Origin of the sequence: Hyphococcus luteus, from assembly GCF_002943565.1 — a bacterium.
Taxonomy (GTDB): domain Bacteria; phylum Pseudomonadota; class Alphaproteobacteria; order Caulobacterales; family Parvularculaceae; genus Hyphococcus; species Hyphococcus luteus.
On the sequence record NZ_PJCH01000005.1, the window covers coordinates 487,178 to 512,742 of the forward strand.

The following is a 25,565-nucleotide window of genomic DNA, read 5'->3' on the forward strand; positions in this document are numbered from 1 at the left end:
AGGCCGATACGCTGCACCGCAGCAATTCTAGGGGCTTCATGTCATGTTGCGCAAGTGTTGCGCGATTTTATCCTAAATTCGCCTCCAATCCTGACCGGCGCAGCCTTTAAAGGGCCTCAGCGCCGGAGATGATTTCAATCAGCTCTTTCGTAATCTGGGCCTGACGCGCGCGGTTATATTGCAGCGTCAGATCGTCGATCATTTCCCCGGCGTTGCGGGTCGCGTTGTCCATGGCGGTCATGGATGCGGCCTGCTCCGAGGCGACGTTCTCGAGAAGCGCGCGGAAGATCTGCACCGCCACGTAGCGCGGCAGGAGCGCGCGCAGAATTTCGGTCTCGTCGGGCTCGTAATCGTAGATCGCGCCTTTGAGGTCCGGCGTCTCGACGCCTTCCGGGGCTTCGGCCGGAATGACTTGCTGCGCGGTCGGGATCTGCGTGACGACATTCTTGAACTTGCCGTAAAACAGCGTCGCGACGTCAAACTCGCCGTCCTCGAACATGGAGAGGACTTTTTCGGCAATCTCGTGCGCCTGTTCGAAACCAACCTGTCTGATCTCGACGAAATTCGTCTTCCAGACGACGAGGTCGCCGTAAAGGCGCTTCAGCATATCGTCGCCCTTGCGGCCGACGGTGACGATCTTGACGGTTTTGCCCTCGCCCTGAAGCCGGGCGATGGCCTCGCGCGCCTTCCTGACGATGGACGAGTTGAAGCCGCCGCAAAGCCCCTTGTCCGCCGTCGCGACGATCAGGAGATGCGTTTCGTCCTTGCCGGTCCCCGAAAGCAGCTTCGGTGCGTTGGGATTTCCCTTGGCGCTCGCCGAGAGATTGGCCAGCACCGCCTCCATCCGCTCCGTATACGGACGGGCCTGCGTGGCGCGCTCTTCAGCCCGGCGCAGTTTCGCCGCGGCGACCATCTGTTTCGCCTTGGTGATTTTCTGCGTCGACTTGACCGACGAGATCCGGTTTTTGAGGTCCTTCAAGGAGGGCATTTACGTCGCCTTATTCCTTACGCAAAGTTCTTCGCGAACGCATCGAGCGCGGATTTCAGCTTTTCTTCGGTTTCCGGTTCGAGCTTGCCGGTCTCGCGGATCGTCGAAAGGATGTCCGCATGATCGGCGTGGAGCTTTCTGAGAAACTCCGCCTCGAACGCCTGCACCTGCGAGGTCTTGATCTTGTCGAGATAGCCTTGCGTGCCGGCGTAGATGACGCAGACCTGCTCTTCGACCTGAAGCGGCGAGAATTGCGGCTGCTTCATCAACTCGGTCAGCCGGTCGCCGCGATTGAGAATGCGCTGGGTCGAGGCGTCGAGATCGGAGCCGAACTGGGCGAAAGCCGCCAGCTCGCGATACTGCGCCAGCTCGCCCTTGATCTTGCCGGCAACCTGCTTCATCGCCTTGATCTGGGCCGAAGAACCCACGCGGCTAACGCTGAGGCCGACGTTCACCGCAGGACGGATGCCCTGATAGAAGAGGTCCGTTTCAAGGAAGATCTGGCCGTCGGTGATCGAAATCACGTTGGTCGGGATATAGGCCGAGACGTCGTTGGCCTGGGTTTCGATGATCGGCAGCGCGGTCATGGAGCCGAGGCCGTTGTCCTCGTTCAGCTTCGCCGCGCGCTCGAGCAGGCGCGAGTGCAGATAGAAAACGTCGCCCGGATAGGCTTCGCGGCCCGGCGGGCGGCGAAGCAGCAGCGACATCTGGCGATAGGAAACAGCCTGTTTCGACAGATCGTCATAGATGATCAGCGAATGCATGCCGTTGTCGCGGAAATATTCGCCCATGGCGCAGCCGGAGAAGGGCGCCAGGAACTGCAGCGGCGCCGGTTCGGACGCGGTCGCAGCGACGACGATGGAATATTCCATGGCGCCGTTGTCTTCGAGCGTCTTGACGATCTGCGCCACGGTGGAGCGTTTCTGACCGACGGCGACGTAAACGCAGTAGAGCTTCTTCGATTCGTCGTCGCCTTCGTTCACCGCTTTCTGGTTCAGCATGGCGTCGACGCAGATCGCAGTCTTGCCGGTCTGGCGGTCGCCGATGACGAGTTCGCGCTGGCCGCGGCCGACAGGGATCATGGCGTCCACGGCCTTGATGCCGGTCTGCACCGGTTCGTGTACGGATTTGCGCGGCAGAATGCCCGGCGCCTTCACGTCCACAAGACGGCGCTCCGTCGCTTCGATCGGGCCCTTGCCGTCGATCGGATTGCCTAGCGGGTCGACGACGCGGCCGAGAAGGCCCTTGCCCACGGGCACGTCGACGATGGACTTGGCGCGCTTGACGGTGTCGCCTTCCTTGATCTCGCGGTCTTCGCCGAAGATCACGACGCCGACATTGTCCTCTTCGAGGTTCAGCGCCATGCCTTTCACGCCGTTGGCGAACTCGACCATCTCGCCGGCCTGGACATTGTCGAGGCCGTAAACGCGCGCAATGCCGTCGCCCACCGACAGCACCTGGCCGATTTCGGAGACTTCAGCGTCCTTGCCGAAATCCTTGATCTGCTGTTTCAGGATGGAGGAAATTTCCGCCGCATTGAGTTCCATGAGCGTTAGGCCTTCTTCATTTCGGTCTTCAAACGATTGAGTTTGGTCTTAAGCGAAGCGTCGACCATGGTGGAGCCGATCTTGACCACAAGACCGCCCAGCAAATCCGGGTCGACGCGGGTGTTGAGATTGACCGCCTTGCCGACCATGCGTTCGATCTCAAGGCGCAGGGCCTTGACCTGATCGTCGGTCATGGGGGCGGCGGTCGCGGCCTCGGCGCTCACTTCGCCGCGCTCGTCGGCGGCGAGGGCGCAGAAAGCGCGGATCATGTCTTCGAGCGCAAATAGGCGCCGGTTTTTGGCGACCAGCTTCAGAAAGTTGGCGGTCAGCGCGGAAAACCCCGCGCGTTCGCCAAGCGCCGTCATCGTGTTCACCTGTTCGGCCCGGTCATAGACGGGGCTCGCGAGAAAGCCCTGCAGATCGGGCGAGCCGTCGATCGCGGCGCGAAGGCTTTTCAATTCCTCTTCGACTTTTTCGATCGCGCCGGCGTCGCGGGCGAGATCGAAAAGCGCGGTCGCATAGCGGCCGGCGACGCCGGAAATCGGGGCGTGATCGGCTGACGCGCTGCTGCTGGCGGACGCTGTATTCGCAGACACGGTCGCTATTAGCTCCTCAAGGATACGGCGCCGCAGGGCCGCGACGCATAAGATATTGAATTTACATACGAAAAGAAGGCAACGCTCGGTTCCAAACGCGCCCTCTCCATAAGATCGCGCGAGGCGATAGCATGGGGCCCGCCGCGACGCAACAACCGCGTGTGCGGCGGAATGGCGAAAGCGCGACGCCTTATGCTTTTTAGGCGTTTTCTAGAGGCTGAGCCCCAGGCGCAGACCCATCTGGTCGAGGCCTTCATTGTCCGAGCAAAGCCCGGCGTTGGAGATGTGATTCCAGTGGAAAGAGGCGCTGAGGCGGTCCGTCAGCCGGTAGCCGACATCGCCGGCGAGGCGGAACAGAACGCGGCAGCCGTAAAACACCGTGTTCGAGGCGCGGGCCATATCGACCGCCGGATCGTAACGGTCGGTTTCGCCATTATGGATCGCCGCGCCGACGCCGCCCGAAACGAACCAGCGCGAGGCGATGTCGATCGTCCAGTCGAGCCCGGCATAGGCCTGGCTGGTGGCGTCGCTGTCGGTTGCGATGGTCGCGCCGATAACCGGACGCGGCGCGCCGAGAACAGAAAGAAACCGGGGCGATGAAAAGACCGCCTCGCCGTTGAACGCGACGCCCTGCTCCTTGTCGGAACCGAAGCCGCAGCAGTCTTGTGCGTAAACGCCGGCGCGCAGCTCCTCAATGGGATCGGCGAAAGCCGCGCCCGAGGCCAGAACGGCGCATCCTGCGACAACGGCGAGAAGTTTTTTCATGAAGCCCCCTTAACGACCCTGGACCGATAGATTTGTTGCGTACTCAATCCAGGGTTGTGCAACCCCCGTGCCAAACTATGCGAGCCTGAGCCTAAGACGGTTCGCCCAGAAAAAGGAACTGGTGAAAGGACCTAGAGAAAGGAATACGGATTGATGTCGACGCTCACCCGAACCGCGCCCGGGATCTTCACCGTTTTCAGCCAGTCGGCGAGATAGGCCTGCAAGTGCACGTTTTTGCGCGTTTTGACGAGAAGGCGCATGCGCGCCATGCCGCGCAGACGATAAATCGGGGCCCGCGCGGGGCCTAACACGTCAACCCCTTCCGCATTCGGCGCCGCGGCGCGCAAGCGCCTGGCGGTCTCCTCAAGCGTTTTTTCTTCGAGGGAGCGCAAGGTAATCGCCGCCAGCCGGCCGTAAGGCGGAAAGCCGAGTTCGCTGCGCCCCGCCGCTTCCGCCGCGAGAAACGCGTCGCGATCCCCCGAGGCGAGCGCCGCGAGCACCGGCGCTTGCGGTTGATAGGTTTGCAGCAACGCCCGCCCCGGCTTTTCCGCGCGCCCCGCCCGGCCCGTCACCTGGCTTAAAAGCTGATAGGTGCGCTCCGCCGCCCGCAAATCGCCGCCGGCGAGCCCCAGATCCGCATCCACGACCCCGACCAGCGTGAGATTGGGAAAATGGTGGCCTTTCGCCGCCACCTGGGTCGCGATCAGAATGTCGATGTCGCCTTCGCGCATGGCGTCGAGCACCGCGCGCACGGACCCCGGGCCCGGCGCCGTATCGGAGGAGAGGACCGCAATCCGCGCCGCCGGCCAACGCTCTTTCGTCTCTTCCGCCACGCGCTCGACGCCGGGCCCGCAAGGCGCGAGCGAGTCGACCGCATTGCATATGGGGCATGCAGACGGTTTCGGCATGGAAAAGCCGGTGTGATGACAGACGAGCCTGTTTTCGAAACGGTGCTCGACGAGCATCGTGTCCGAACCCGGCGCGGTCATTTTGTGGCCGCAGCGCCGGCACAGGGTTAGCGGCGCATAGCCGCGGCGGTTGAGGAACAGGAGAGATTGTTCGCCTACGGACAAATTTTTCGAAACCGCATCGACCAGAACCGGCGACAGCCATTTGCCCGCTTCGGGCGGGTCTTCACGCATGTCGATCAGCGCAATGTCAGGCATCGCCGCGTCGGCGAAACGCGAGGACAGCCCCACCGCCTCGTACCGGCCTTCATCCACATTGACGACGGTCTCAAGCGACGGCGTCGCCGACGCCAGCACCACGGGAAAGCCGCCGAGACTGCCCCGCGCGACGCTTAAGTCGCGGGCGTGATAGATGACCCCTTCTTCCTGTTTATAAGCGTTGTCGTGTTCTTCATCGACGACGATGAGCCGCAGCTTTTTGAAGGGCAGGAACAAGGCCGAGCGCGCGCCCACCACAAGCCGCGCCTGGCCTTCGGCGACGCGCCGCCAGGTGCGCCGACGCTGCGCGCCCGTCAGGTCCGAATGCCAGGGCGCGGGCGCGGCGCCGAAGCGTTCCTCAACGCGGGAAAGAAAAGGCAAGGTCAACGCAATTTCCGGCAACAGGATCAACACCTGCGCTTCAGGATCTTTTTGGAGCGCGGCCGCGGCGGCTTCGAAATAGACTTCCGTCTTGCCCGAGCCGGTGACGCCGTCGATGAGCACCGCCTTGTGCCCGCCTTCAGCGATCACATCGCCGATCATCTGCGCAGCGTATTGCTGGTCTTCGGAAAGAGCGTGGCCCGCACGGGTCAGATCGGGCTCGACGAAAGGCGGATCGGGATCGATTTCGACTTTTGCAAGCGCCCCCGCATCGGCGAGCCCGCGCACCACCCCTTCGCTGACGCCCGCCGCGCCCGCAAGCTCCGCCGCCGACAGGGGCGCTTCGCCTGCAGCGGCAAGCACGGCCTTGCGCTGGGAGGTTAACCGCAACCCGTCCGGCGCTTCCTGCCTTTTCACGAAAGCCGTCTGCATGCGCGGGCCTTCAAGCGCATCGGACACCCGCATCACCATGCGCAAGACGGCGCCTTTCGGAAACATCGTATAGGCGGCGGCCCAGTCGACGAAGTCGACCACATCCCGCGACAAGGGCGGCGCATCGAAGACCGCCGAGATCGCTTTCATTTTCTCGGGCGCAAGCGCGTCGCCCTCCGACGGCCAGACAACGCCCGTCACCTCGCGCGGCCCGAATGGCGCGGCCACAAAACCGCCTATGGGCGGCGCGGGCGCGGCGCACAGATAATCGTAGGCTTTCGGCAGCGGCAGCGGAAACAGGACGCTGATGCGGGCGGTTTCGCCCGTCTCCTCTTCCGGTTTCGCCTTTTCTTGTCTCGGTGACGCCTTATTCATCTGGCCGCGCTTGATCCCCAGAGCAGTTTCGGCTGAATTACGCGCCAAGTCCTAGCAGTCATTTTCAGGCGAAGCGCCATGCGGCTCATCCTCTTGTCGATCCTTGTTTTCGTCGCCGGCGCCGGCGGCGCATCGGCGAAGTACAGCTTTTGCAACAAGTCAAGCTACGCGCTTTCCGCCGCGATCGGCTATGTGGACGGCGACCGGCTGGCGACGCGCGGCTGGTGGCGCCTGCGCCCCGGCCAGTGCAAGGTGGTTCTCACCGAACAAGCCAAGCCCGGAAAATACTTCGTTTATGCGGAAGCCATCCCCGGACACAAGGGGCCTTTGCGCACCTGGTCGGGCGACACGGCGCTTTGCGTTGAAAACAACGGCTTCTTCAATCTGCGAAACCAGGATGTGTGCCGCGGCGATCCCATGCGCCAGCGCAAATTCTTCAATGTCGAAGTCACCGAAGCGGCGGGCGGCAACTGGCAGACCGATTTCACCGAAGCCTCGACCTACACCGTCTATTCCGCCGAGGTCGCCGGCGTGCAGCGTCTTCTCTCCGACATCGGCATCGACGCGGGCGCCGTCGACGGCGCCATGGGCCGTGAAACCCAGCGCGCGCTCGCCAATTACCGCAAGGAAAAGGGCCTGCCCGAAGGCTATAATATCGACGACGAACTTATCGACGCCTTGATCGAGGACGCCAACGCCCGCGAGGCAAAGCTCGGCTTTTTCTATTGCAACAAGACCGACAACGCCGTGTGGTCCGCGATCGCCGAACCCGAAGACGAAGAGAGCTACCGCTCCAAGGGCTGGTGGAAAATCGAGCCCGGCGATTGCGCCAAGATCATCAAGGGCTCCCTCGAAAAGGATCATTACTACGTCTACGGACTGATTGAAGCCCCGGCGGGCGACCGGTCCATCGCCGGCGGCGATAAAAGTTTCTGCGTGAACATCGTCATGTTCAATGCGGCAAACGATCTTTCCTGCGCCGATCAGGAGCTTGAGGAAGCCGAGTTCCGCCGCATCGAAATCGGTGGCGCGGAATCGGTCACCTTCGACTTCACGCCGGAGATGTTCGCCGCGCCCCCGCCCGAAGCGCCGGCGCAAACGCAGTAATTCCATTCCACGCCGCCGAACATAGCAGTTCGGCGCGAGCTATGAAGGCGAGACCTTGGCCGAAGCGCGTCCCGATTTACGTCATGTCGAAAACTGGGTCTTCGACCTCGACAACACCCTTTACGCCGCCGAATGCCGCCTTTTCGCGCAGATCGACGCGCGCATGACCAATTATATCCGCGAGCGCCTCGACCTCCCCCATGACGAGGCGCGGCGGCTGCAAAAGGCCTATTACGTCGAATACGGCACGACCATGAGCGGGCTCATGAAGAAACACGATGTCTGCCCGGACGATTTCCTCGACTACGTCCATGACATCGACGTCAGCGTCATTCGCGAAAACAAGCCGCTCGCCGCAGCGCTCAGCGCCCTGCCGGGACGCAAATTCATTTTCACCAACGGCTCCGTGGCTCACGCGGAGAACGTCGCCGGGGCGCTCGGCGTTCTTTCCTGTTTCGACGAAATCTTCGACATCAAGGCGGCGGGCTATGCGCCAAAACCAAGGCCCGAGCCTTACGACAAATTCCTCGCCTCCCACGGCGTCGACCCCGGAACCGCGATCATGTTCGAGGACATCGTGCAAAATCTCGAAGCGCCGCACGCGCTCGGCATGACCACCGTGCTGGTTCATTCCGACGCCGCCTGGCTCGACGACGAGCCGCACGAAAAAAGGCCCGCCCGGCCGGGAGACTCCGGCGCCCATGTGCATTATGTAACCGACGACATCGCCGCCTTCCTGTCGGGCGCCGCGCTGACGGCGGCCCCGGAATAAGACCCGAGAAAACAAAAGAGAGACCATGACCGATACGACTTCGCTCGAAACCGTCATCAATGACGCCTGGGAAAACCGCGCCGACATCTCTTTCGAGACGCAAGGTGAAATCCGCGAGGCGGTGAACGCCGCGCTGGGATTGCTCGACAACGGCGAGGCGCGCGTCGCAGAGCCGCATAAAGGCGGCAATCTGATCGACTGGCGGGTCAATCAATGGCTGAAAAAAGCGGTGCTCCTGTCTTTTCGCCTTAACGACAACCGCGTCATGGACGGCGCCAACGGGCCGTGGTTCGACAAGGTCGATACGAAATTTTCCGGCTGGACCGATGAAGACTTCCGCAAAGGCGGTTTCCGCGTCGTCCCGCCGGCGGCCGTGCGCCGCGGGTCGTTCATTGCGCGCGGCGCCGTTTTGATGCCGTCCTATGTCAATCTCGGCGCCTATGTGGACGAAGGCGCGATGATCGACACCTGGGCGACGGTGGGATCGTGCGCGCAGATCGGCAAGAACTGCCATATCTCCGGCGGGGCCGGGATTGGCGGCGTGCTCGAACCCTTGCAGGCGAACCCGGTGATCATCGAGGATAATTGCTTCATCGGCGCGCGCGCCGAAGTCGCCGAAGGCGTCATCGTGCGCGAAGGCTCGGTCCTGTCCATGGGGGTTTATCTCGGCGCCTCCACGAAAATCGTCAATCGCGAAACCGGCGACGTGAGCTATGGCGAAGTGCCGCCTTATTCGGTCGTCGTGTCGGGTTCGCTGCCGTCAGCCAAAGGCGGGCCCAATCTTTACTGCGCCGTCATCGTCAAACAGGTCGATGAAAAGACCCGCTCCAAAACATCCGTGAACGATCTTTTGCGGGACTAGCGCGATCTCAATATAGGCGCCTCGCCACGGCTCGACCGTGGCGTCCATGTTTTCCGGCGTCCACTGGACCCCACGCTTAAAGCGTGGGGAGTCGGAGAAGATAGATTGCGCGATTAATAAGGCTCGCCGTTCTTGCGCAAGACCGTCCAGGCGCCGTTTTCCTTGACGACTTTCATGTCGACCTCCGGGTCGGTGTAGGTCGCGACTTCGTCGAGAGAGCGGGTTCCGACCTCCAGCAACACCACGTCGGCGTCCGACCGGTTGACCACCATATGACCGTTGGCGACGCCCGCCTTGAAGGTCGCGACATCGCCGGCTTTCAGCACGGTCTCGCCGTCATCCTCGACCAGCACCGCCTCGCCTTCGAGCATGTAGATGAACTCGTCCTCTTTCTGGTGCCAGTGCTGATGGGCCGACGCCGCGCCCGGCGCCAGGCGCGTGAGGTTCACGCCGAACTGATCGAGCCCGCCGAGATTGCCGAGAGCGATTTTCGAGCGGCCTTTGCAGTGGTCGGCGAGCTTGCCCGGGTAAAGACAGGATGTCCGCACCGGCGCGTTCGATAAATCGATCTTCGGCATGAAGCGCCTCCCGCTTGTTTCGCCTCAAAGCCTAGTCTACCTCAGGCGCATGAGTGAAATCGACAAGCTTGCGCATTCCCCGCTGGATCTCGCCCGAGAACTCATCCGCCGGCCCTCCATCACGCCGGCGGATGCGGGCGCGCTCGACGTGTTGCAAACGGCGCTCGCCAGCCTTGGCTTTCGCTGCACCCGCCTTCCCTTCGAAGACATCGACAATCTTTACGCCGAAATCGGCGAGGGGATCCCGCATCTTTGTTTCGCCGGGCACACCGATGTGGTGCCGCCGGGAGACGAAGCAGAATGGGCCGCGCCGCCTTTCGATGCGATTGTCAGCGAGGGCAAGCTCTGGGGCCGCGGCGCGTCGGACATGAAAGCCGCCATCGCCGCTTTCGCGAGCGCCGCCGCCCGCGCAGTGAAAGAGGGCAAGGTGAAAGGAAAGCTTTCTTTCCTCATCACTGGCGACGAAGAAGGCAAAGGCGTCAACGGCACGGTCAAAGTGCTTGAATGGCTGCGCGAGCAAAACATCAAGATCGATCATTGCCTGGTGGGCGAGCCGTCGAACCCGGACGCCATGGGCGACATGATCAAGGTGGGACGGCGCGGCTCGATCAATTGCTGGCTTACGGTGACCGGCAAACAGGGCCATGTCGCCTATCCCGATCGCGCGAAAAACCCGGTGCCGGCGCTGATGCGAAAGCTATTGCGGCTCTCCGAAACGCCGCTCGACGAAGGTTATGAACGTTTTCAACCGTCCAATCTGGAAGTCACCAATATTCACATCGGCAATGAGGCGCATAACGTCATCCCCGCCAAAGCGACGGCGCGCTTCAATGTCCGCTTTAATCCGAACTGGACCGGGAAAAGCATCGAGGACTGGCTTAAAAGTCAGATCGAGCCCATCGCGAAAGAAACGAACGCCCGTTACACGCTCGATTGCGTCACCTCCGGCGAAGCGTTTTTGACGACCGACATGAAATTCATCGGCGTCCTTTCAGCTTGCGTCGAAGAGAAAACCGGCCGCAAGCCAGACCTTTCAACTACGGGCGGCACGTCCGATGCGCGCTTCATCAAGGACTATGCGCCGGTCGCCGAATTCGGCCTTGTGGGCGCCACTATGCACCAGGTGGATGAGCATGTGGCGGTAGGCGATATCGAATTGCTGGCCGACATCTACGAAGCGGTGATTGCGAGGTACTTCGAGACCTTCGCGCAATAAGCAAACCACGAAAAAACTCTCAATGTGTCATCGCCGGCTTTATGCCGGCGATCCAGTTATCGCCAGAGGCTGGATGCCCGGGACACGCCCGGGCATGACACGCAGAAGCGCGCACCAGACAAGATCAATACTCAGCCCTTACAAAATAAAGCCCTTCCGCCGGCGCGACTTGGCCGCAGCGCGTCCGGTCCGCCGCCTCGAGCGCAGCCTTCATATCCCGCACGCGCCATTTGCCTTTGCCGACCTCGACGAGCGACCCTGTTATCGAGCGCACCTGATGATGCAGGAAAGAACGCGCGACGCAGCGGATAAAAACATCTTCGCCCATGCGCGACACGGAAATCTCATCAAGGGTTTTCACCGGGCTGTCCGACTGGCAGGTCGCGGCGCGATAAGTCGTGAAGTCGTGCTTGCCGACGAGACATTGCGCAGCCTCGTGCATGGCCTCGGCGTCGAGCGCCTGCGGCACGCGCCAGGCGCGCCCGACATCAAGCGCCAAAGGCGAGCGGCGATTGACGATGCGGTATTCATAAGCCCGGCGCTTGCAGGAAAAGCGCGCGTGAAAATCATCGTCCGCGGCTTCAGCGGACAAAATCGAAATCGGATGCGGGCGCATGTGATGGTTGATCGCATCGCGCACCTTGTCGGCGCTTACCGCTTTTTCAATCTCGATATGCGCCGTCATAGCCAGCGCATGAACGCCCGCATCCGTGCGCCCCGCCGCAAAGGCCGCCACATCTTCGCCGCAGAACGCCTTCGCCGCGTCCTCCAGCACTTCCTGAATAGACAAGCCGTTGTCCTGGCGCTGCCAGCCGACAAAATTCGTCCCGTCATATTCGAGCGTGAGCTTGTAGCGCGCCATCAGGAAAGCGTGGCGCCCTTCTCGAGCGCAAAGCCGCGCAGGAACTCTTCTGCAGTTTGGGCTTTCTTTCCGGCGCGCTGAAGCGTCACAAGCTCGACTGCGCCCTCGCCGCAGGCGATGACAAGCTTTTCATCCGTATCGAGAATTTCCCCCGGCGCGCTCGCCCCTTCTGCGGGGCGCGACATCAGCACTTTGACGCGCGCGCCTTGCTGCTCGAACCAGGCGCCGGGGAACGGCGCCAACCCCCGAACATGGCGGTCGACCTCCGCCGCCGGCCGCGACCAGTCGATGCGCGCTTCGGCGGGGCTGATTTTCTCGGCGTAAGTGACGCCTTCTTGCGCCTGCTCCGTCTCGGTGAGCGCGCCGCGGTCGAGCGCGGCAAGCGCCCGGGGACCGAGCTGCGCCGCCACGCCGGAAAGCTTGTCATGAAGGCTGCCGGCGGTGTCGTCATCGGCGATGGTCACGGTCTCCGACAACAGGATCGGCCCGGTGTCGAGCCCCGCCTCCATCTTCATCACCTGCACGCCAGTGGTTTTGTCGCCGGCCATGATCGCGCGCTGGATCGGCGCCGCGCCGCGCCAGCGCGGCAACAGCGAGGCGTGAAGATTAAGGCATCCCAAACGCGGCGCCTCGAGCACCGCCTGCGGCAGGATCAGCCCGTAAGCGACGACCACCGCCACATCGAGATCGAGCGCGCGGAACGCGCCGATCTCTTCTTGCGCTTTAAAATTTTTCGGCGTCCTCACGTCAAGCCCGAAACTTTCCGCAAGCTTATGCACCGGCGAGGGCGTCAGCTTATGGCCCCGGCCGGAAGGTTTCGGCGCCTGGGTGTAAACCGCCGCGATGTCGTGGCCGGCCGCTGCCAGCTCCGCCAGAACCGGGACGGAAAATTCCGGCGTTCCCATAAAGGCGAGGCGCATCGCGAGAGCTCCGGCGTGGCGCGGCCTTTAAGAGGCGGCGGCGAGACGCTGTTCTTTTTTAAGTTTCTTCAACACCCGTTCGCGCTTCAGCCGCGACAGATGATCGATGAAAAGGACGCCTTCGAGATGGTCCATCTCGTGCTGAATGCAGGTGGCAAGAAGGCCTTCTGCTTCGAGGATCTGCTCATTTCCGTCATAGTCGAGATATTTGACGCGGCAGCGGGCCGGCCGCTCCACCTCGTCGAAATATTCGGGCACGGACAAGCACCCCTCCTCATAGACATTCATGTCTTCGGACGGGTCGAGAATTTCCGGATTGACGAAATAGCGCGGCTCCGGTTCTTCGTCCTTGCCGGCGAGATCCATGACGATGACGCGCAACGGCACGCCCACCTGGATCGCGGCGAGGCCGATGCCCGGCGCGTCATACATGGTCTCCAACATGTCATCCATGAGCGCGCGCAGTTCGCCGTCGACCGTCTCCACAGGCTTTGAAACCTGGCGAAGGCGCGCGTCGGGCGCAGTCAGGATGGGGCGAATGCTCATGGCTTTGACCTATGGCTGGCCCGGCCCGTCGTCAAGGCGCCCGGGCCGGTCAGGACTACAGGGCGGGCGGCGAAACATGGTTAACGCTAAACCCTCGCTTTTTATGGGAATTTCCCATATTGTGCCATAGTCAGGTGGTGTTTCGTGTTGGGGAATTGACCATGCAATGGCTCGCGCCGTCCGTGCAGACCGAGGGTCCCGGAACTGCGGAGGAAGCCGCGCCCGCTAAACCGGGGCAGGCTAAAAGCCAGGCGCAGGCCGGAACCGCACAGCCCGACCCGCTGATCAGCGGACCGGCGCCGGCTCTCTGGGCGGGCGTCGGCGCCTTTCTCCTGATCTTCCTGATCGCCATGATGCTGATCATCCGGGGACGCGTCACGGGCGCCAAGCCTCGCGCCGGCAAAGCCGGGCCCGCCACCTATTTCGAACCGGCGGGCGAAGACGCCGAAATCACTTTCGATGAGGATGAAGCGGAGACCGAGCCGCAGGACGCGCAAGAGCAATGGCGCGACGACGAGGCCGACGAAGCTGAGATCACTGTCGAGCGCGGCCATGAAAGCGGGTCTTTGCACGAAGACGAGCCCGCGCTTCAGGAAGCGGAACAGTCCGCCCCCGAACCGGCGGCGCCCGAAGAACCGGAAAAGAAGAAAAAGCCCGCCTTCGCCGGATTGTTCGGAAGGAAACCCAAGCCCGCGCCGACGCCGGAAGAGGAAGCCGCGCCCTCTGATGCGGCGCCAGACGACGAGGCGCTCTATCCTGACGAACCAGAAGAACCTGCTCTCGGCTTCTTCGCGCCAGAAGTGGAAAGTGGGCCGCAAAACGCGCCGGAAGAAGCGCCCCGCGACGAACCGCCGGCTTATCAGCCTGCGCCGGAAGTAAAGCCCGCAGAGGCTTTCGCCCATGACGGGGAATCCGAACGCATCGGTCACGCCGAAGAGGCCGCGCGCGAAGCATTGAAACGCGCGGAAGACGCCGAAGCCCTCGCCCGCGATTTGCAGCGCGCCAATGAAGAAGCGCAAAGGGTGATGACCGTCGGCCTCAAGCAACAGGAAGCCGCCCTCGACCAGCGCGCCGAGGCCATGGCCGAGATGGAGCGGCGCCTCTCGGCGATGTCGGACGAGTTCAAAGAGCGCCTCGAGACCGTAAGCGCGGCGACGGCGAAGCTCTCCGAAAGCGCGCCGCAGGCTCAAGGCCCCGCGTTTCACGATGCGCCCGCCGGCGTTTCGGAAGACCATTTCGCCGAATTCGCCAATCTTCTGGGCGAGCAGTTCGACGCCTTGCGCGGCGAAGTGAAAAGCGCCGTCGACAAACTTTCCAAGCGTCTCGATCACCTGCCTTCGTCGCCGGCGGCGGCGACCGCCACGGCGGCGCGGGTTCAGCTTTCGGACCTTCTCGGCGACGCGCTGGCGCCGCAGCGTTACAAGCTCGGCTACAAACTGCCCACGGGCCGCACGGCCGAAGCCGCCATCATCATGCCGGGGCCCATGGCGCCCATCGCCATCGATGCGCGTTTTCCGGTCGAGGCTTTCGACTCGTGGCAATTATCGCGCAACGCCGGCACCGAAACCGAATTGCGCCGCGCGGTCCTGCGCAATATCGCCGATGTCGGCGAGAAGCTGATCGCGCCGGAAGAGACCGCCGACTGCGCCATGATGTTCATTCCGTCGGAGAACATTCTTTCCGAACTGCACGCGCATTTTTCCGATCTCGTTCAGGAGAGTTATCGCGCCCGCGTCTTCATGGTCTCGCCGACCTCGCTGATGGCGACCCTGCACACAATCAGCGCGGTGATGGCCGGCGCGGGGCTCCGCGAATCGAGCGCCATGAGCTTTCTCGACGAATTGCACGCCCTGCGCGAGCGCGTCGCCACGCTCGAAAGCACGCGCCAGAACGGGGCCGGCAAGGCGCCCGAAAAGGCCGAGAAACCGGCGGAAACTCAGCCTGCGCCGCAACAGCCCGTGCAATACTCGGCCGTGTTCGACAGCCCGCCCGCGCGCCAATCCGGTGAAAGCGGCGACGACAAATCGCCCTTCCCCTTACGTTAAGCCGGAAACTCAAGCCGCGTCTTCGCGCCCATCTTCACCTTTGTCTTCACCGACGTCATCCTCGCAATCCTCCGCCTCATCGCGAAGCTGGCGCGGCCTTTCCTCCACCGGCGCTAAAAGCTCGATGTCGGTTTCAACGCCGGGGATCTCATAGTCGGCGAATTTGCGCGCGCGGGAGAGAACGCGGGATTCAAACCCGCCCACCGTCGCATTGTATTTATTAAGCGCGCCCGAAAGCGCCTTGCCGAGCCCGCCGAGATTTTTGCTCATCACCTGCAGGCTGTCGTAAAGATCCTTCGCCATGGCGGCGACGGCCTGGGCGTGTTCGGTCATCTTTTCCTGGCGCCAGTTCAAGGCCGCCGATTTCAGCATGGCGATCAAGATGGTCGGCGAGGCGATGAGGATCTTGCGGTCGAAGGCATCCTGATAAAGCTGCGGGCGCGCCTCGAGCGCGGCGGAAAAGTAATTCTCTCCGGGCACGAACATCACCACATAGTCGAGGGAGTCGCGCAAAGACGCGGCGTATTCCTTTTTCGCAAGGCTCTGGACGTGCTTCCACAGGTCGTCCGCATGCCGCGCAAGATGGCCGGCGCGCGCCTCCTCCGTGTCCGCCTCGATGGCGTCGAGATAGGCGCCGAGCGAGACTTTTGAATCGACGGCGACTTTGCGCCCGCCGGGCAGGCTGACCACCATGTCCGGCTGTTTGCGGCGCTGCTCGGCGTCGTCATGGCTCGCCTGTTCGACGAAATCCACATAGGCGCTCATGCCGGCGATCTCGACCACATTGCGCAATTGCTCCTCGCCCCAGCGGCCGCGGGTTTTCGGCCCGGCGCGCAGGGCGGTCGCCAGCTTGCTCGCTTCGGCGCGCACGTCATGAGTTTGTTTTGCGAGTTCGCCGATCTGGCTTGCGAGCGCGCCGCGGGACTCGGTCTGCTCCTTCTTCAGTTCGTCGAGACCCTTTTGATAGCGCACAAGCGTTTCGCTGACCGGTTTCAGCAAATCGTCGAGCGCCTTCTGGCGCTTCTCGTTGTCGCTTTGCGCGCTTTCGCGGTAGCGCTGAAAAGTTTCCTGCGCGCGTTTCAGAAAAGCTTCATTGGCGCCTTCGAGCAATTGCGCCGTCGTTGCCTTGAACTCGGTTTCCATGCGGGTCTTCAGCTCGCTCAAGGCGCGTTCGCGTTCGGCGATGGTCGCCTTGCTTGCCGCAACATCGCTTTGAAGTTGCTCGCGCAGGCGCTTTTCATGCGCCAGCTCGTCGCGCAGGGCGTCGTAATGGATCGTCTGCTCTTTCGCCGAAGCCAGCGCGATCTGTGTTTCGTGCAGCTCTTCACGCAGGCGCGCCGACCGCTTCGCGGCGCGGCGGGACTGGATGATGAAAAACACCGCGGCGATGAATAGAAAAAGCGCCAGCCAGAAGGCCGGGCCGTCGAGCGGGAATCCCGCCTGGGAGAGCGCATCCATGATCATCTCCAAAGACTAGCAGATTCGCGGGAGCAGCGGCGACTGAGCGCTTTCCCCAGAAGGCCCCGCCGCGCGGGGGCCCCGTAAGGCTTTCTTTAAGCCTCCCGCCTAGGCTCGCAGCCCATGAATCTCGCCGTTTTCAACAGGGCCGACGGAGCCGCGGATATCCGCCTCACCGCGCTGCAGGCGAAGGTCGGCGCGATCGCCGTCATCTTGCCCTTGCTGGCGGTGGGGATCGCACAGATCGTTCTTGCAAAAAACTACATCACCCCGGCCGGCCCGCCGCTCGGCGGCGATTTCATCACTTTCTGGACAGCGGCGAAGGCGGCTGTCGCGGGCCAGGCGACGACGATCTACGACGTGGAGACGTTCCGGGAATGGCTCGCGCGCCTCGCCCCTGGCGGCGAAGGGACGCGCTTCACCTGGCAATATCCGCCCACCTATTTCCTGATCATCGGCCTCTTGGCTTTCCTCCCTTACGGGCTCGCCTATGCGGTCTGGACCGGCGGGGGCTTTGCCTGTTTCGCCGCCGCAACGCGCGCCGCCGGCCTGCGCGGGCTTGCGCTGTTTCTCGTCATCGCGGCGCCCGCGACCTTTCAAGCGGTGATCACCGGCCAGAACGGATTTTTGACGGCGACGCTTCTCCTCGGTGCGACGCTCATGCCGGACAAGCGCCCGCTCCTCGCCGGGGCTTGCGCGGCGGCGCTCACCGTCAAACCGCAACTGGGCCTGTTGATCCCCATCGCCTACGCCGCGGGCGGGCATTGGCGCGCTTTCGGTTACGCCGCGGGCGGCGCGGTTGTCTTCGCCGGCGCCAGCGTCGCGGCCTTCGGCGTCGAGGCGTGGACGGCGTTTTTCGCCAGCATCATGACCGCCGGCGGCAATATCGCGAGCGGCGTCATGCCGCTTTTCAAAATGCCGACCGTCTTCGCCGCGCTGTCGCTGGCGGGGGTCCCGGCGCCGATTGCGCTCGCCTTTCATCTTCTGGGCGCGGGCGCAGCCATGTGGGCCACATGGAGGGTCTGGCGGGAGAGCGACAATCGCGCGCTCAAAGCCGCCGTCGTCTGCGCCGGAGCGTTTCTGGTCGCGCCATACGCCTATTATTATGAGCTCGTCATCATGGCGGCGCCGATTGCATTGCTTGCGGTCGAGGCGTCTCGCGAAGGCTGGCGGCGATACGACCACCTCCTGCTGGCGGGGCTGTTCCTTGTACCGATGATCCTGCCGGGAACGCCGACGCAAGACGGCTTCAACCTCGCCTTCGTCGCAACGGTGTTGGCCTTCATTTTTGTCTTACGGCGCATGCAGCCGCAAAGCCTGACAGCCTAATAAGGCCGGCGGGATTTCATCGCCGCGGCGAGCGTGCCCTCATCGAGATAGTCGAGCTCGCCGCCAACCGGCACGCCCTGCGAAAGCCGCGTGACCTTGACGCCGGAGCTTTCAAGATGATCGGTCAGATAATGCGCCGTCGTTTGACCGTCGACCGTGGCGGCGAGCGCCAGGACGATTTCCGAAATGCCGCCCTCCTTCCCCCGCGCAATGAGCGAGCCGAGATTGAGATCGTCGGGACCGATCCCGTCGAGGGGCGAGAGCAAACCGCCGAGCACATGATAGCGGCCCTTGTGCGCGCCGGCGCGTTCGAGCGCCCAGAGATCGGCCACATCCTGAACCACGCAAAGCACCGTCTGGTCGCGATCGGAATCGGCGCAGACGGCGCAGGGGTCGACCGAATCCCAGTTGCCGCAGACCGAGCAGGCCTTCACTTTGTTGGCCGCCTCGTCGAGGGCGTAAGCGAGCGGGCGCATCACCGGATCGCGTTTTTTCAGGAGATAAAGCGCGGCGCGCTTGGCCGAACGCGGCCCCAGCCCCGGCATCTTGGCGAGGAGGTCAATCAGGCGCTGTAACTCGGGACCGATGGTTGCGGCGGGCATGTTTATTGTTTCACAGTGGAAATTTCGTTGATCCGATCTATCAGAGCTGCACTAATTCTCAAAAACATAATCACAACAGTCTCATTCAGATTCGGCACTTCTTCATGAACTGCCCTGTTTCTCGCCAATTGGAATTCTCGCACGAGACCATACTCTTCTTCACTCAATATACCTTCGCGAAAAAGTGATTGCGCCAAAGATGAAAAAGAATACCTCGGACGATGTGTGGTCCCGGCTGGCTTAAGCTTAGTCCGTAAAGCACGCTCTACCATCGCCCATGCTTCTATTACGACGATGTGAAGCCTGTCAGAGTTATTGCGCAAAAGGTCTTGATATTCTTTTGGCAAATCATCCGGGATATCCAACCCCGCGCTTTCAGCATCCGATTCTAATACTTCAAGCCTGTCTCTGAAGGTGACTTCCCAATCTTTGTACTTTGCGGATTTTATGAATTCTGGAATTCTCGCTAAATATGGTCGGCCCCATACGATCAAGCCAACCAATGTTATTGGCCATACAAGCGTCTCTATTATAGCTGCGACAAATTCAAGAAAATTCATAAGCCATCAAAACGGCAGCTTCATGCCCGGCGGGAGGGGCATGCCGGCGGTGAGCTTTTTCATCTGCTCTTCGGTTTCCTTTTCGAGCTTGGCCTTGGCGTCGTTGATCGCCGCGGCGACGAGGTCCTCTAAAATCTCCGCCTCGTCCTCTTTCATCAAGGAACGCTCGATGGCGACGGCCTTCGCATAGCCCTTGCCGTTCAGGACGACCTTCACCATGCCGGCGCCGGCCTCGCCCGTCGCCTCGATGTCGGCGAGCTTTTCCTGCATTTCCTGCATCTTGGCCTGCATCTCGCCGGCCTGTTTCATGATCTCGTTCAAATCCATTACGCTTTTCCTGTTTCCTGTCTTGCAGCCACCGCTTCGGCGACGGCGTCGTCATCGGGATCGACGGGAGCGTCTTCCTCCTCGTCGGGCTCTGGCGCCGCGGGCGCTTCCGGCTCGCGGATCGCGGTCACTCTGGCGTCGGGGAAGAGCTCCAGCGCCTTCATGACCATGGGGTGCTCCATCACCTCGCGCTCGCGCGCGCCGCGCACCGTCTCCTCGCCCTCATGCTCCGACGTGACGGACACGATCCACGCCTTGCCGGTCCATTCTTTCAACCGCTGGGTCAGCCGGTTGGCGAGGTCCGGCGGCGCGTCGTCATGCAGGCGAAGCTCGATCTTGCCTTCCTTGAAGGAGACGAGGTGAACGTAAGACTCAAGCTCGGTCCGAAGCTTGGCGTCGCGCTTTTCCCCGGCGAGGCGCACCACATCGGCGAAAGCGCGCAGCCAGACTTTGCTGTCCGCCGGGCGCTGCGACAGGGGCGGATGAATGTCGATGACATTGGACGGCGCGGCTTCGCTCGCGCGCGCAGTGACCGGCTCGCGCGACGGCGCCGATGCTGCTGACTGGGCGGATGCGCCGCTTACGCCCCGGTCGCCGCTAGTGTTTTTTTTTAAGGCCTTGAGCGCTTCGTCCGGCGTCGGCAGGTCCGCCGCGAAGCACAGGCGAATGAGCGCCATCTCGCCCGCCGCCGCCGCGTCGGGCGCCATTTGGGTTTCCTGCAACCCCTTCATCAAAAGCGACCAGACGCGGGTCAGCGCGTTCATTTCAAGGTTCGCGGCGAGCGCCTTGGCGCGCTCCGCATCGGCCTCGCCCGCGGGACCGTGGGATGCGGCTTCCGGCCCCGCCGCCTTGATGCGCGTTAAGAGGTGGGTGAGGTCCAGAAGATCGCGCAACACCTGCGCCGGTTCGGCGCCGCCGTCATATTGCACGCGGAAATTTGTCAGCGCAGCCTTGGCGTCGCCCTTCATCGCCGCTTCAAGAAGATCCCAGACGGAGGAGCGGTCGGCGAGGCCCAGCATGTCGCGGATCATGTCGGCCGTGACCGCCTCTCCTCCTTGCGCCGTATGCTGAACGATCGCCTGGTCGAGGATGGAGAGCGCGTCGCGCACCGAGCCTTCCGCGGCGCGCGCGATCATCCACAACCCGTCGCGGTCGACCGCGACATTTTCCTTTTGCGCGATGGACGCCAGATGCTCCGTCAGCACTTCCGGATCGATGCGGCGCAAATCGAAACGCTGACAGCGCGACAGGACCGTCACCGGCAATTTCCTGATTTCCGTCGTCGCGAAAATGAATTTCACATGGGGCGGCGGCTCTTCGAGCGTTTTCAAAAGCGCGTTGAACGCCGCCGTCGACAGCATGTGAACTTCGTCGATGATGTAGACCTTGTAGCGCGCTTCGACCGGCGCATATCTGACGCCCTCAATCAGCTCGCGAATGTCGCCGACCCCGGTGCGCGAGGCGGCGTCCATTTCCATCACATCCGGATGGCGGCTTTCGGCGATGGCGCGACAATGACGGCCCTCGACCGCCATATCGATCTGCGGACCGTCATCCTCGCCGTTCGGGCCCACATAATTGAGGGCGCGGGCGAGAATGCGCGCGGTGGTCGTCTTGCCGACGCCGCGCACGCCGGTGAGGATATAGGCGTGGGCGATACGGTTGGCGGCGAAGGCGTTTTTCAGCGTCTTCACCATGGCCTCATGGCCGATCAGGTCCTCGAAGGTCTGCGGACGGTATTTGCGCGCCAGCACCTGATAGGCGCCGCCGCTCTTTTCCGCGTTGTCTTCCGTTTCGGCCATCGGTTCCGCCATACTTCCCGCTTGAATATGGCGGGGCGGGCCGCGCTTCTCAACCGTCTGTTTTCACCGTTTGTTTTTGGCGCTTCAGAAAGGCGGCGTCTTCATCCGCCCGGTATTGAAAGACCTCGCTAAAGGGAACGCCGAAGGCCGCGGCGATCCGGAACGCCGCCTCGAGCGTGGGGGCGTATTTGCCCTTTTCGATGGCGGCGACGGTCTGGCGCGTCATGCCGATGCGCGCGGCGAGATCGCCCTGGCTCATATCGCCATGTTCAGCGCGCAAGACGCGGATGCGATTGCTGATCGGCGTTTTCCCCATGGGCGCCCTCACGCACCCCGGCGGTAAAGGAAGACCTGATAGAGGGTCTTGACGATTTCCGAGGCGGCGAGCCCCAGAAACAGGATATTGGCGGTCAGATAGGCGCCCTCAAATAGCGCGACGGCGAGCGCGAACAGCGCCGCGAGCCCGAGAACGAAGCCGCCGAGTTCATCGGCCTTCAATTCGATGCGCCGGTCGCGCTCGTCCTCCGCCTCATTGGCCGATTTCGGCGAGAAGATCGCCGCGGCGATATGCGCGGCGACGATAAGCGCCACGAAAGAGATTATCGTCACGACCATGACGTCTGTAGTCCCGGCGCCGAAGCTGCCCGCCTCGTATAGCGACCAGGCGTAGCCCCCGAAGATCCAGATCAGCGCCGCCAACATGATCCAGGCGCTTTTTTCCTTGAAGGTCATATGCCCCTCTCTGTGTTGTATACCCTGTCGAACATAATGTTCGGTATATTTTACATTATGTTAAGAAAAGAGATCATACTTCGTTGCGCGCCTCGACGCGCGACGGTCTTGGCGGACCAAAGCAAGGGTCTGAAATTTCAAGGAAAAAAGGGTGGAAGGCTGAAACGACCCGCGCGGAAACTCGTTGTGGCTGCTTCCTTCCGGACCTGACCAGGTTGGCGAGAAGCGCGTCCGCCAGCCTTCCGGGGGCGTATATCGACGCTCATCTTCGTGATTGCAAGAGGCCGCCTTGTGATGACCGCCTCTGCGCCGCCCATGCTATCGCGAGCGGATGAAATCCGAGGGGGAGGACCCGATGAACAGACTAGTTAAACTTTTCCCGTGGGCCGGCGGGCTCTTCATTTCGGCGATCTTTCTCGATTCGCTGCGCTTCAAATTCACCGGCCATCCGACGCCGCAGCACATTTTCACGACCTTGCGGGAGTGGTCGGGGATCGCGCTTTTCTATCCGGCGGGGCCGTGGATCATCGGGCTTGGCGAGTTGCTGGCGTCGCTCCTCCTCATCGGCCTGCCGGTTATTTTCTTTCTGGCGAACCGCAAGCGCCTGATCGCGCCGGCGCAGTTCCTCGGGGCGCTGATCGCCATCGCCATTATGAGCGGCGCGATCTTCTTTCACCTTTTCACGCCGCTTGGCGTCGAAACGCCGGTGGAATGGAACGGCGATACGCCGACCGCCTTCGCGCCCAATCTTTTTATCGCCGCCTGCATCAGCTGGCTTTGCGCGGCGCTTATTCTCATCATTCGTCGCCGCGCGCTCAGCGTTTTCTCAGGCGGCGCCGTTCACAGTGCATAAAGCTTGCGCGGGGCTCACGCCCTTGCGACAACAGCCGCCATGAAAGAAGGCGACAATCCGAACTGGTTCGCGAACAGCCCCCTGTCGCGGGTCAATATCGAGAAGGATCAGCACGCATTCGTCGAAGCGCGCCTCGCCGATCAGACAAGCCTTCTCCTTCCCATGTGGCGCGGCGATCCGCTGATGAAGGACGGCGCGCCCGCCTTCCTGAACATCGCCGCGCTGTCGGAATTTCCGAAAGACGCGCCCTTGATCCTCCTCGGCCTGATTGGCGAGCGCGCCTATTTCGCCGTCGATATCTCGTCGACCGCCGACAGCGCAGAGACCGCGCCGTTCACGGAGCTCGGCGGCTATATGCCATTGCGCAATGCGGCCGGCGTTTTATCGCGCGACGATCTTGCTGTTGTCGGCCAGGCGCGCTGGTTTTTCGAGTGGCGCCGGAAACATCGCTTCTGCGCCAATTGCGGGGCGGAAACCGAGTTCGACCCCGGCGGCGCGAAGGCTCGTTGCCTCAAATGCGAGGCCGAACATTTCCCGCGCCTTAACCCCGTCTCCATCGTGCTCGCCGTCAATGAAGACGCCTGCCTGCTCGGGCGCGGCCATCAGTTCCCGCCGGGCTTTGTCTCGGCGCTCGCCGGTTTCGTCGAAGCAGGCGAAACACCGGAAGAGTGCGCGCGACGCGAACTTTTCGAGGAAGCGGGCGTGACGATCGACAATGTGCGCTATCTCTTCTCGCAGCCCTGGCCGTTCACCTGTGCCTTGATGATGGGCTTTCACGCCGAGGCGCAAGACCGCGCGCTTACGGTGGATACGGACGAATTGGCCGAAGCGGGCTGGTATGACAGGAAAGACGTCGAGGCGGTCTTGAACGGCGAAGAACGCGGCTTCGTTCTGCCCCCGCCCTTCACCATTGCGCGCCAGCTGATCGAGCGCTGGGTGAAAGACTAGGCGCTAGATGTTCCGCTCGCGGCCCTTTTTGTAGACGCCGAGAATTTTCAGCGACGACGAAAAGAAACTGAGCTCTTCGAGCGCGAGGCGCATGGGTTCTTCGGAAGGATGGCCTTCCGCGTCGGCGTAGAACATGGTCGCCGAGAAGGACCCGCCGAGCTGGTAGCTTTCCAGCTTGGTCATGTTGACGCCGTTGGTGGCGAAGCCGCCGAGCGCCTTGTAAAGCGCAGCCGGAATGTTCCGGACTTCGAAAATGAAACTCGTCACCACCGGGCCGTCCTCGGGCGAGGCGTCCATCGGCTCGCTCGCCATTTCGAGAAAGCGCGTCGTGTTGTGAGGCGCATCCTCGATGTTCTTTTTGAGGATCGTCAGACCGTAAAGCTCGGCGGCGCCTTCAGAGGCCACAACCGCCTCCTCCATATGGCCCGACTCGGCGAGACGCCGCGCCGCGCCCGCCGTATCGCCGGCGGTTTCCGGGCGGATATTGTGGGCATGGAGAAAATCGCGCACTTGCGCCAGGGCGACAGGGTGCGAACGCGCCACCTTGATGTCTTCGAATTTCGCCCCGGGCTTGGCCATGAGATGGTGCTCAACGGGGAGGAAATATTCGGCGATGATGTGGAGCCCCGCCCGCGGCAGGAGATGGTGAATGTCGCCCACCCGGCCGGCGAGGGAGTTTTCCACTGGCAGCATGGCCCGCTCCGCCCGGCCTTCGGTCACGGCTTCCACCGCCTCTTCGAAGGCGCCGCAGGGCAGAGGCTCGAAATCCGGGGCGTAGCGCCGGCAGGCGAGCTCGGAAAAGGCGCCCGGCTCGCCCTGATAGGCGATGCGCTTAGTCTCGGCGGCTTTCTCTTCCGTCATGGTCGGCTTCCCTGATTTTCCCCCGAAGGGCCGTCGGCGCTTATGCACAATGGGAGACGGGCCGGCAAGCGCCGGAAAAGGCCCCGGCCCCTCTCGCCGTTTTCCGCCCCCCCGCGCGAAAAGGCCGCGCTGGCCGCGCCGAGGGACCGCATTGCACAGCGCTAAGAAGACCGGTAAGAACCGCGCGACTTTTCTCGCCGCCCCGATCCGCGGGCCGTAATTGCCGGGATATTCCGATGAAAGATCCGCTTTTTAGCAACAAGGTCGCGGCCGCCGTTTTGACGGCCCTCTTGCTGATTTTCGGCCTGCCGCAGCTGACCAAGGCGCTGTTCGGCGGCGGCCATCATGGCGGCGGTGAAGAGCTTCACCTCGCTTATGGCGGGGAAGTCGACTTCGGCGGCGAAGCAGGGCCGGCCGAAGAAGAGCCGGAAGCCGATCTCGGCACGCTTCTCGCCAATGCGAGCGCTTCCAGCGGCGAGCGCCGCGCAGCGCTGTGCAAGTCCTGCCACACCTTCGAAGAAGGCGGCGCCAACGGCACCGGGCCGAATCTGTGGGGCATTGTGGGCCGCGAAGTCGCGGGGCATGCGGGCTTCAACTACACCAACGCCCTCAAAGAAGCGGGCGGCGTGTGGACCTATGAACGCCTCGACCATTTCCTGGAGAACTCCCAGAACTATATTCCGGGCACGGCGATGGTGCAGCGCTTCGCCAAGCCTGAGCAGCGCGCCGATATTCTCGCTTATCTCGGCACGCTCTCCGATGATCCGGTTCCCTATCCGGAGCCTGCTGCGCCCGCGGAAGACGAAGCCCCGGCTGAAGAAGACCACGCAGCGCTTGAGAGCGACGGCTCAAAAAAAAACGCTCATTAGATGACGATCTCGCCCTCTATTTTGAGGGCGTGAAGCCGGTTCCGGCGAGCGTCGACGTCAATGAGA

General features: G+C 62.5%; 26 protein-coding genes and 1 other RNA gene. 9 read left to right on the forward strand and 18 right to left on the reverse strand.

Annotated features, from left to right (window positions below):
• Positions 1 to 106: 106 nt before the first annotated feature.
• The 5 genes from CW354_RS07285 to CW354_RS07305 form a co-directional block, all read right to left on the reverse strand.
• The gene (locus CW354_RS07285) at positions 107 to 988 is read right to left on the reverse strand and encodes a F0F1 ATP synthase subunit gamma (RefSeq protein ID WP_104829361.1); all 882 of its coding nucleotides are present in this window, start codon (positions 986 to 988) and stop codon (positions 107 to 109) included.
• A 17-nt stretch (positions 989 to 1,005) separates the two neighbouring features.
• The gene (gene atpA, locus CW354_RS07290; RefSeq protein ID WP_104829362.1) at positions 1,006 to 2,535 is read right to left on the reverse strand and encodes a F0F1 ATP synthase subunit alpha; all 1,530 of its coding nucleotides are present in this window, start codon (positions 2,533 to 2,535) and stop codon (positions 1,006 to 1,008) included.
• A gap of 5 nt (positions 2,536 to 2,540) precedes the next feature.
• Entirely contained in the window at positions 2,541 to 3,131 is a 591-nt protein-coding gene (locus CW354_RS07295; protein ID WP_207764711.1) for a F0F1 ATP synthase subunit delta, read from the reverse strand.
• A gap of 210 nt (positions 3,132 to 3,341) precedes the next feature.
• Positions 3,342 to 3,896, reverse strand: coding sequence for an acyloxyacyl hydrolase (locus CW354_RS07300; RefSeq protein WP_104829363.1), 555 nt, complete (start codon positions 3,894 to 3,896; stop codon positions 3,342 to 3,344).
• A 131-nt stretch (positions 3,897 to 4,027) separates the two neighbouring features.
• Complete coding sequence (locus CW354_RS07305) at positions 4,028 to 6,250, reverse strand: primosomal protein N' (RefSeq protein WP_104830043.1); 2,223 nt, start codon at positions 6,248 to 6,250, stop codon at positions 4,028 to 4,030.
• A 78-nt stretch (positions 6,251 to 6,328) separates the two neighbouring features.
• Between CW354_RS07305 and CW354_RS07310 the strand changes: the two genes are divergently transcribed.
• Genes CW354_RS07310 through dapD form a run of 3 tightly spaced genes read left to right on the forward strand, consistent with a single transcriptional unit; the run spans position 6,329 to position 8,991 of the window.
• Positions 6,329 to 7,357 carry a DUF1036 domain-containing protein gene (locus CW354_RS07310; protein WP_104829364.1) on the forward strand — a complete coding sequence of 343 codons (1,029 nt, stop codon included), beginning with the start codon at positions 6,329 to 6,331 and terminating at the stop codon, positions 7,355 to 7,357.
• 55 nt (positions 7,358 to 7,412) lie between these two features.
• Complete coding sequence (locus CW354_RS07315) at positions 7,413 to 8,129, forward strand: pyrimidine 5'-nucleotidase (protein ID WP_104829365.1); 717 nt, start codon at positions 7,413 to 7,415, stop codon at positions 8,127 to 8,129.
• A gap of 25 nt (positions 8,130 to 8,154) precedes the next feature.
• A complete protein-coding gene (gene dapD, locus CW354_RS07320) occupies positions 8,155 to 8,991 on the forward strand; it encodes a 2,3,4,5-tetrahydropyridine-2,6-dicarboxylate N-succinyltransferase (RefSeq protein ID WP_104829366.1) in 837 nt (278 codons plus the stop codon).
• A 113-nt stretch (positions 8,992 to 9,104) separates the two neighbouring features.
• On the opposite strand, the gene CW354_RS07325 is transcribed toward dapD, so the two are convergent.
• Complete coding sequence (locus CW354_RS07325; RefSeq protein ID WP_104829367.1) at positions 9,105 to 9,569, reverse strand: cupin domain-containing protein; 465 nt, start codon at positions 9,567 to 9,569, stop codon at positions 9,105 to 9,107.
• A gap of 49 nt (positions 9,570 to 9,618) precedes the next feature.
• Between CW354_RS07325 and dapE the strand changes: the two genes are divergently transcribed.
• Positions 9,619 to 10,785 (forward strand): succinyl-diaminopimelate desuccinylase, encoded by a 1,167-nt coding sequence (gene dapE / locus CW354_RS07330; RefSeq protein ID WP_104829368.1) that lies wholly within the window; start codon positions 9,619 to 9,621, stop codon positions 10,783 to 10,785.
• Between the two features lie 124 nt (positions 10,786 to 10,909).
• On the opposite strand, the gene truA is transcribed toward dapE, so the two are convergent.
• Genes truA through def form a run of 3 tightly spaced genes read right to left on the reverse strand, consistent with a single transcriptional unit; the run spans position 10,910 to position 13,113 of the window.
• On the reverse strand, positions 10,910 to 11,647 hold the full coding sequence (gene truA, locus CW354_RS07335) for a tRNA pseudouridine(38-40) synthase TruA (RefSeq protein WP_104829369.1): 738 nt from the start codon (positions 11,645 to 11,647) through the stop codon (positions 10,910 to 10,912).
• Complete coding sequence (gene fmt, locus CW354_RS07340; RefSeq protein ID WP_104829370.1) at positions 11,647 to 12,567, reverse strand: methionyl-tRNA formyltransferase; 921 nt, start codon at positions 12,565 to 12,567, stop codon at positions 11,647 to 11,649. The genes truA and fmt overlap by 1 nt, the downstream gene beginning before the upstream one ends.
• Positions 12,568 to 12,594: 27 nt before the next feature.
• A complete protein-coding gene (gene def, locus CW354_RS07345; protein ID WP_104829371.1) occupies positions 12,595 to 13,113 on the reverse strand; it encodes a peptide deformylase in 519 nt (172 codons plus the stop codon).
• A 161-nt stretch (positions 13,114 to 13,274) separates the two neighbouring features.
• Between def and rmuC the strand changes: the two genes are divergently transcribed.
• Positions 13,275 to 15,158, forward strand: a complete 1,884-nt coding sequence (gene rmuC / locus CW354_RS07350; protein WP_165793572.1) for a DNA recombination protein RmuC — start codon at positions 13,275 to 13,277, stop codon at positions 15,156 to 15,158.
• A gap of 9 nt (positions 15,159 to 15,167) precedes the next feature.
• Here rmuC and CW354_RS07355 read toward each other — a convergent pair whose 3' ends face one another.
• Entirely contained in the window at positions 15,168 to 16,616 is a 1,449-nt protein-coding gene (locus CW354_RS07355) for a DNA recombination protein RmuC (protein WP_165793573.1), read from the reverse strand.
• Positions 16,617 to 16,739: 123 nt separating this feature from the next.
• Between CW354_RS07355 and CW354_RS07360 the strand changes: the two genes are divergently transcribed.
• Complete coding sequence (locus CW354_RS07360; RefSeq protein ID WP_104829374.1) at positions 16,740 to 17,945, forward strand: glycosyltransferase family 87 protein; 1,206 nt, start codon at positions 16,740 to 16,742, stop codon at positions 17,943 to 17,945.
• On the opposite strand, the gene recR is transcribed toward CW354_RS07360, so the two are convergent.
• The 7 genes from recR to ffs form a co-directional block, all read right to left on the reverse strand.
• Positions 17,942 to 18,547 carry a recombination mediator RecR gene (gene recR / locus CW354_RS07365; RefSeq protein ID WP_104829375.1) on the reverse strand — a complete coding sequence of 202 codons (606 nt, stop codon included), beginning with the start codon at positions 18,545 to 18,547 and terminating at the stop codon, positions 17,942 to 17,944. The genes CW354_RS07360 and recR overlap by 4 nt on opposite strands.
• A gap of 2 nt (positions 18,548 to 18,549) precedes the next feature.
• A complete protein-coding gene (locus CW354_RS07370) occupies positions 18,550 to 19,107 on the reverse strand; it encodes a hypothetical protein (protein ID WP_104829376.1) in 558 nt (185 codons plus the stop codon).
• Positions 19,108 to 19,113: 6 nt separating this feature from the next.
• Positions 19,114 to 19,434: a YbaB/EbfC family nucleoid-associated protein gene (locus CW354_RS07375; protein ID WP_104829377.1), complete on the reverse strand. Its 321-nt coding sequence runs from the start codon at positions 19,432 to 19,434 to the stop codon at positions 19,114 to 19,116.
• Positions 19,434 to 21,248, reverse strand: coding sequence for a DNA polymerase III subunit gamma/tau (locus CW354_RS07380; RefSeq protein WP_104829378.1), 1,815 nt, complete (start codon positions 21,246 to 21,248; stop codon positions 19,434 to 19,436). Before CW354_RS07380 ends, CW354_RS07375 begins: the two co-directional genes overlap by 1 nt.
• Positions 21,249 to 21,285: 37 nt before the next feature.
• On the reverse strand, positions 21,286 to 21,552 hold the full coding sequence (locus CW354_RS07385; protein ID WP_104829379.1) for a helix-turn-helix transcriptional regulator: 267 nt from the start codon (positions 21,550 to 21,552) through the stop codon (positions 21,286 to 21,288).
• Between the two features lie 8 nt (positions 21,553 to 21,560).
• The gene (locus tag CW354_RS07390; protein ID WP_104829380.1) at positions 21,561 to 21,968 is read right to left on the reverse strand and encodes a hypothetical protein; all 408 of its coding nucleotides are present in this window, start codon (positions 21,966 to 21,968) and stop codon (positions 21,561 to 21,563) included.
• A 148-nt stretch (positions 21,969 to 22,116) separates the two neighbouring features.
• Positions 22,117 to 22,214, reverse strand: an RNA gene (ffs, locus tag CW354_RS07395) — signal recognition particle sRNA small type.
• Positions 22,215 to 22,323: 109 nt separating this feature from the next.
• On the opposite strand from ffs, the gene CW354_RS07400 reads away from it, so the two are divergent.
• Positions 22,324 to 22,821, forward strand: a complete 498-nt coding sequence (locus CW354_RS07400) for a hypothetical protein (protein WP_104829381.1) — start codon at positions 22,324 to 22,326, stop codon at positions 22,819 to 22,821.
• 39 nt (positions 22,822 to 22,860) lie between these two features.
• Complete coding sequence (gene nudC / locus CW354_RS07405; RefSeq protein WP_104829382.1) at positions 22,861 to 23,769, forward strand: NAD(+) diphosphatase; 909 nt, start codon at positions 22,861 to 22,863, stop codon at positions 23,767 to 23,769.
• A 3-nt stretch (positions 23,770 to 23,772) separates the two neighbouring features.
• Here nudC and CW354_RS07410 read toward each other — a convergent pair whose 3' ends face one another.
• Complete coding sequence (locus tag CW354_RS07410; protein WP_104829383.1) at positions 23,773 to 24,630, reverse strand: prephenate dehydratase; 858 nt, start codon at positions 24,628 to 24,630, stop codon at positions 23,773 to 23,775.
• Positions 24,631 to 24,866: 236 nt separating this feature from the next.
• On the opposite strand from CW354_RS07410, the gene CW354_RS07415 reads away from it, so the two are divergent.
• Complete coding sequence (locus CW354_RS07415) at positions 24,867 to 25,499, forward strand: c-type cytochrome (protein WP_104829384.1); 633 nt, start codon at positions 24,867 to 24,869, stop codon at positions 25,497 to 25,499.
• The last annotated feature ends 66 nt before the right edge of the window (positions 25,500 to 25,565 follow it).

Coding starts and splice junctions, on each gene's coding strand:
- CW354_RS07325 (WP_104829367.1), bottom strand. CDS start 9,569: ATGCCGAAGATCGATTTATCGAACGCGCCGGTGCGGACATCCTGTCTT.
- dapD (WP_104829366.1), top strand. CDS start 8,155: ATGACCGATACGACTTCGCTCGAAACCGTCATCAATGACGCCTGGGAA.
- CW354_RS07385 (WP_104829379.1), bottom strand. CDS start 21,552: ATGGGGAAAACGCCGATCAGCAATCGCATCCGCGTCTTGCGCGCTGAA.
- CW354_RS07380 (WP_104829378.1), bottom strand. CDS start 21,248: ATGGCGGAACCGATGGCCGAAACGGAAGACAACGCGGAAAAGAGCGGC.
- CW354_RS07285 (WP_104829361.1), bottom strand. CDS start 988: ATGCCCTCCTTGAAGGACCTCAAAAACCGGATCTCGTCGGTCAAGTCG.
- rmuC (WP_165793572.1), top strand. CDS start 13,275: ATGCAATGGCTCGCGCCGTCCGTGCAGACCGAGGGTCCCGGAACTGCG.
- CW354_RS07360 (WP_104829374.1), top strand. CDS start 16,740: ATGAATCTCGCCGTTTTCAACAGGGCCGACGGAGCCGCGGATATCCGC.
- recR (WP_104829375.1), bottom strand. CDS start 18,547: ATGCCCGCCGCAACCATCGGTCCCGAGTTACAGCGCCTGATTGACCTC.
- fmt (WP_104829370.1), bottom strand. CDS start 12,567: ATGCGCCTCGCCTTTATGGGAACGCCGGAATTTTCCGTCCCGGTTCTG.
- CW354_RS07305 (WP_104830043.1), bottom strand. CDS start 6,250: ATGAATAAGGCGTCACCGAGACAAGAAAAGGCGAAACCGGAAGAGGAG.
- CW354_RS07300 (WP_104829363.1), bottom strand. CDS start 3,896: ATGAAAAAACTTCTCGCCGTTGTCGCAGGATGCGCCGTTCTGGCCTCG.
- CW354_RS07355 (WP_165793573.1), bottom strand. CDS start 16,616: ATGGATGCGCTCTCCCAGGCGGGATTCCCGCTCGACGGCCCGGCCTTC.
- def (WP_104829371.1), bottom strand. CDS start 13,113: ATGAGCATTCGCCCCATCCTGACTGCGCCCGACGCGCGCCTTCGCCAG.
- nudC (WP_104829382.1), top strand. CDS start 22,861: ATGAAAGAAGGCGACAATCCGAACTGGTTCGCGAACAGCCCCCTGTCG.
- CW354_RS07400 (WP_104829381.1), top strand. CDS start 22,324: ATGAACAGACTAGTTAAACTTTTCCCGTGGGCCGGCGGGCTCTTCATT.
- CW354_RS07410 (WP_104829383.1), bottom strand. CDS start 24,630: ATGACGGAAGAGAAAGCCGCCGAGACTAAGCGCATCGCCTATCAGGGC.
- atpA (WP_104829362.1), bottom strand. CDS start 2,535: ATGGAACTCAATGCGGCGGAAATTTCCTCCATCCTGAAACAGCAGATC.
- truA (WP_104829369.1), bottom strand. CDS start 11,647: ATGGCGCGCTACAAGCTCACGCTCGAATATGACGGGACGAATTTTGTC.
- dapE (WP_104829368.1), top strand. CDS start 9,619: ATGAGTGAAATCGACAAGCTTGCGCATTCCCCGCTGGATCTCGCCCGA.
- CW354_RS07390 (WP_104829380.1), bottom strand. CDS start 21,968: ATGACCTTCAAGGAAAAAAGCGCCTGGATCATGTTGGCGGCGCTGATC.
- CW354_RS07415 (WP_104829384.1), top strand. CDS start 24,867: ATGAAAGATCCGCTTTTTAGCAACAAGGTCGCGGCCGCCGTTTTGACG.
- CW354_RS07370 (WP_104829376.1), bottom strand. CDS start 19,107: ATGAATTTTCTTGAATTTGTCGCAGCTATAATAGAGACGCTTGTATGG.
- CW354_RS07310 (WP_104829364.1), top strand. CDS start 6,329: ATGCGGCTCATCCTCTTGTCGATCCTTGTTTTCGTCGCCGGCGCCGGC.
- CW354_RS07375 (WP_104829377.1), bottom strand. CDS start 19,434: ATGGATTTGAACGAGATCATGAAACAGGCCGGCGAGATGCAGGCCAAG.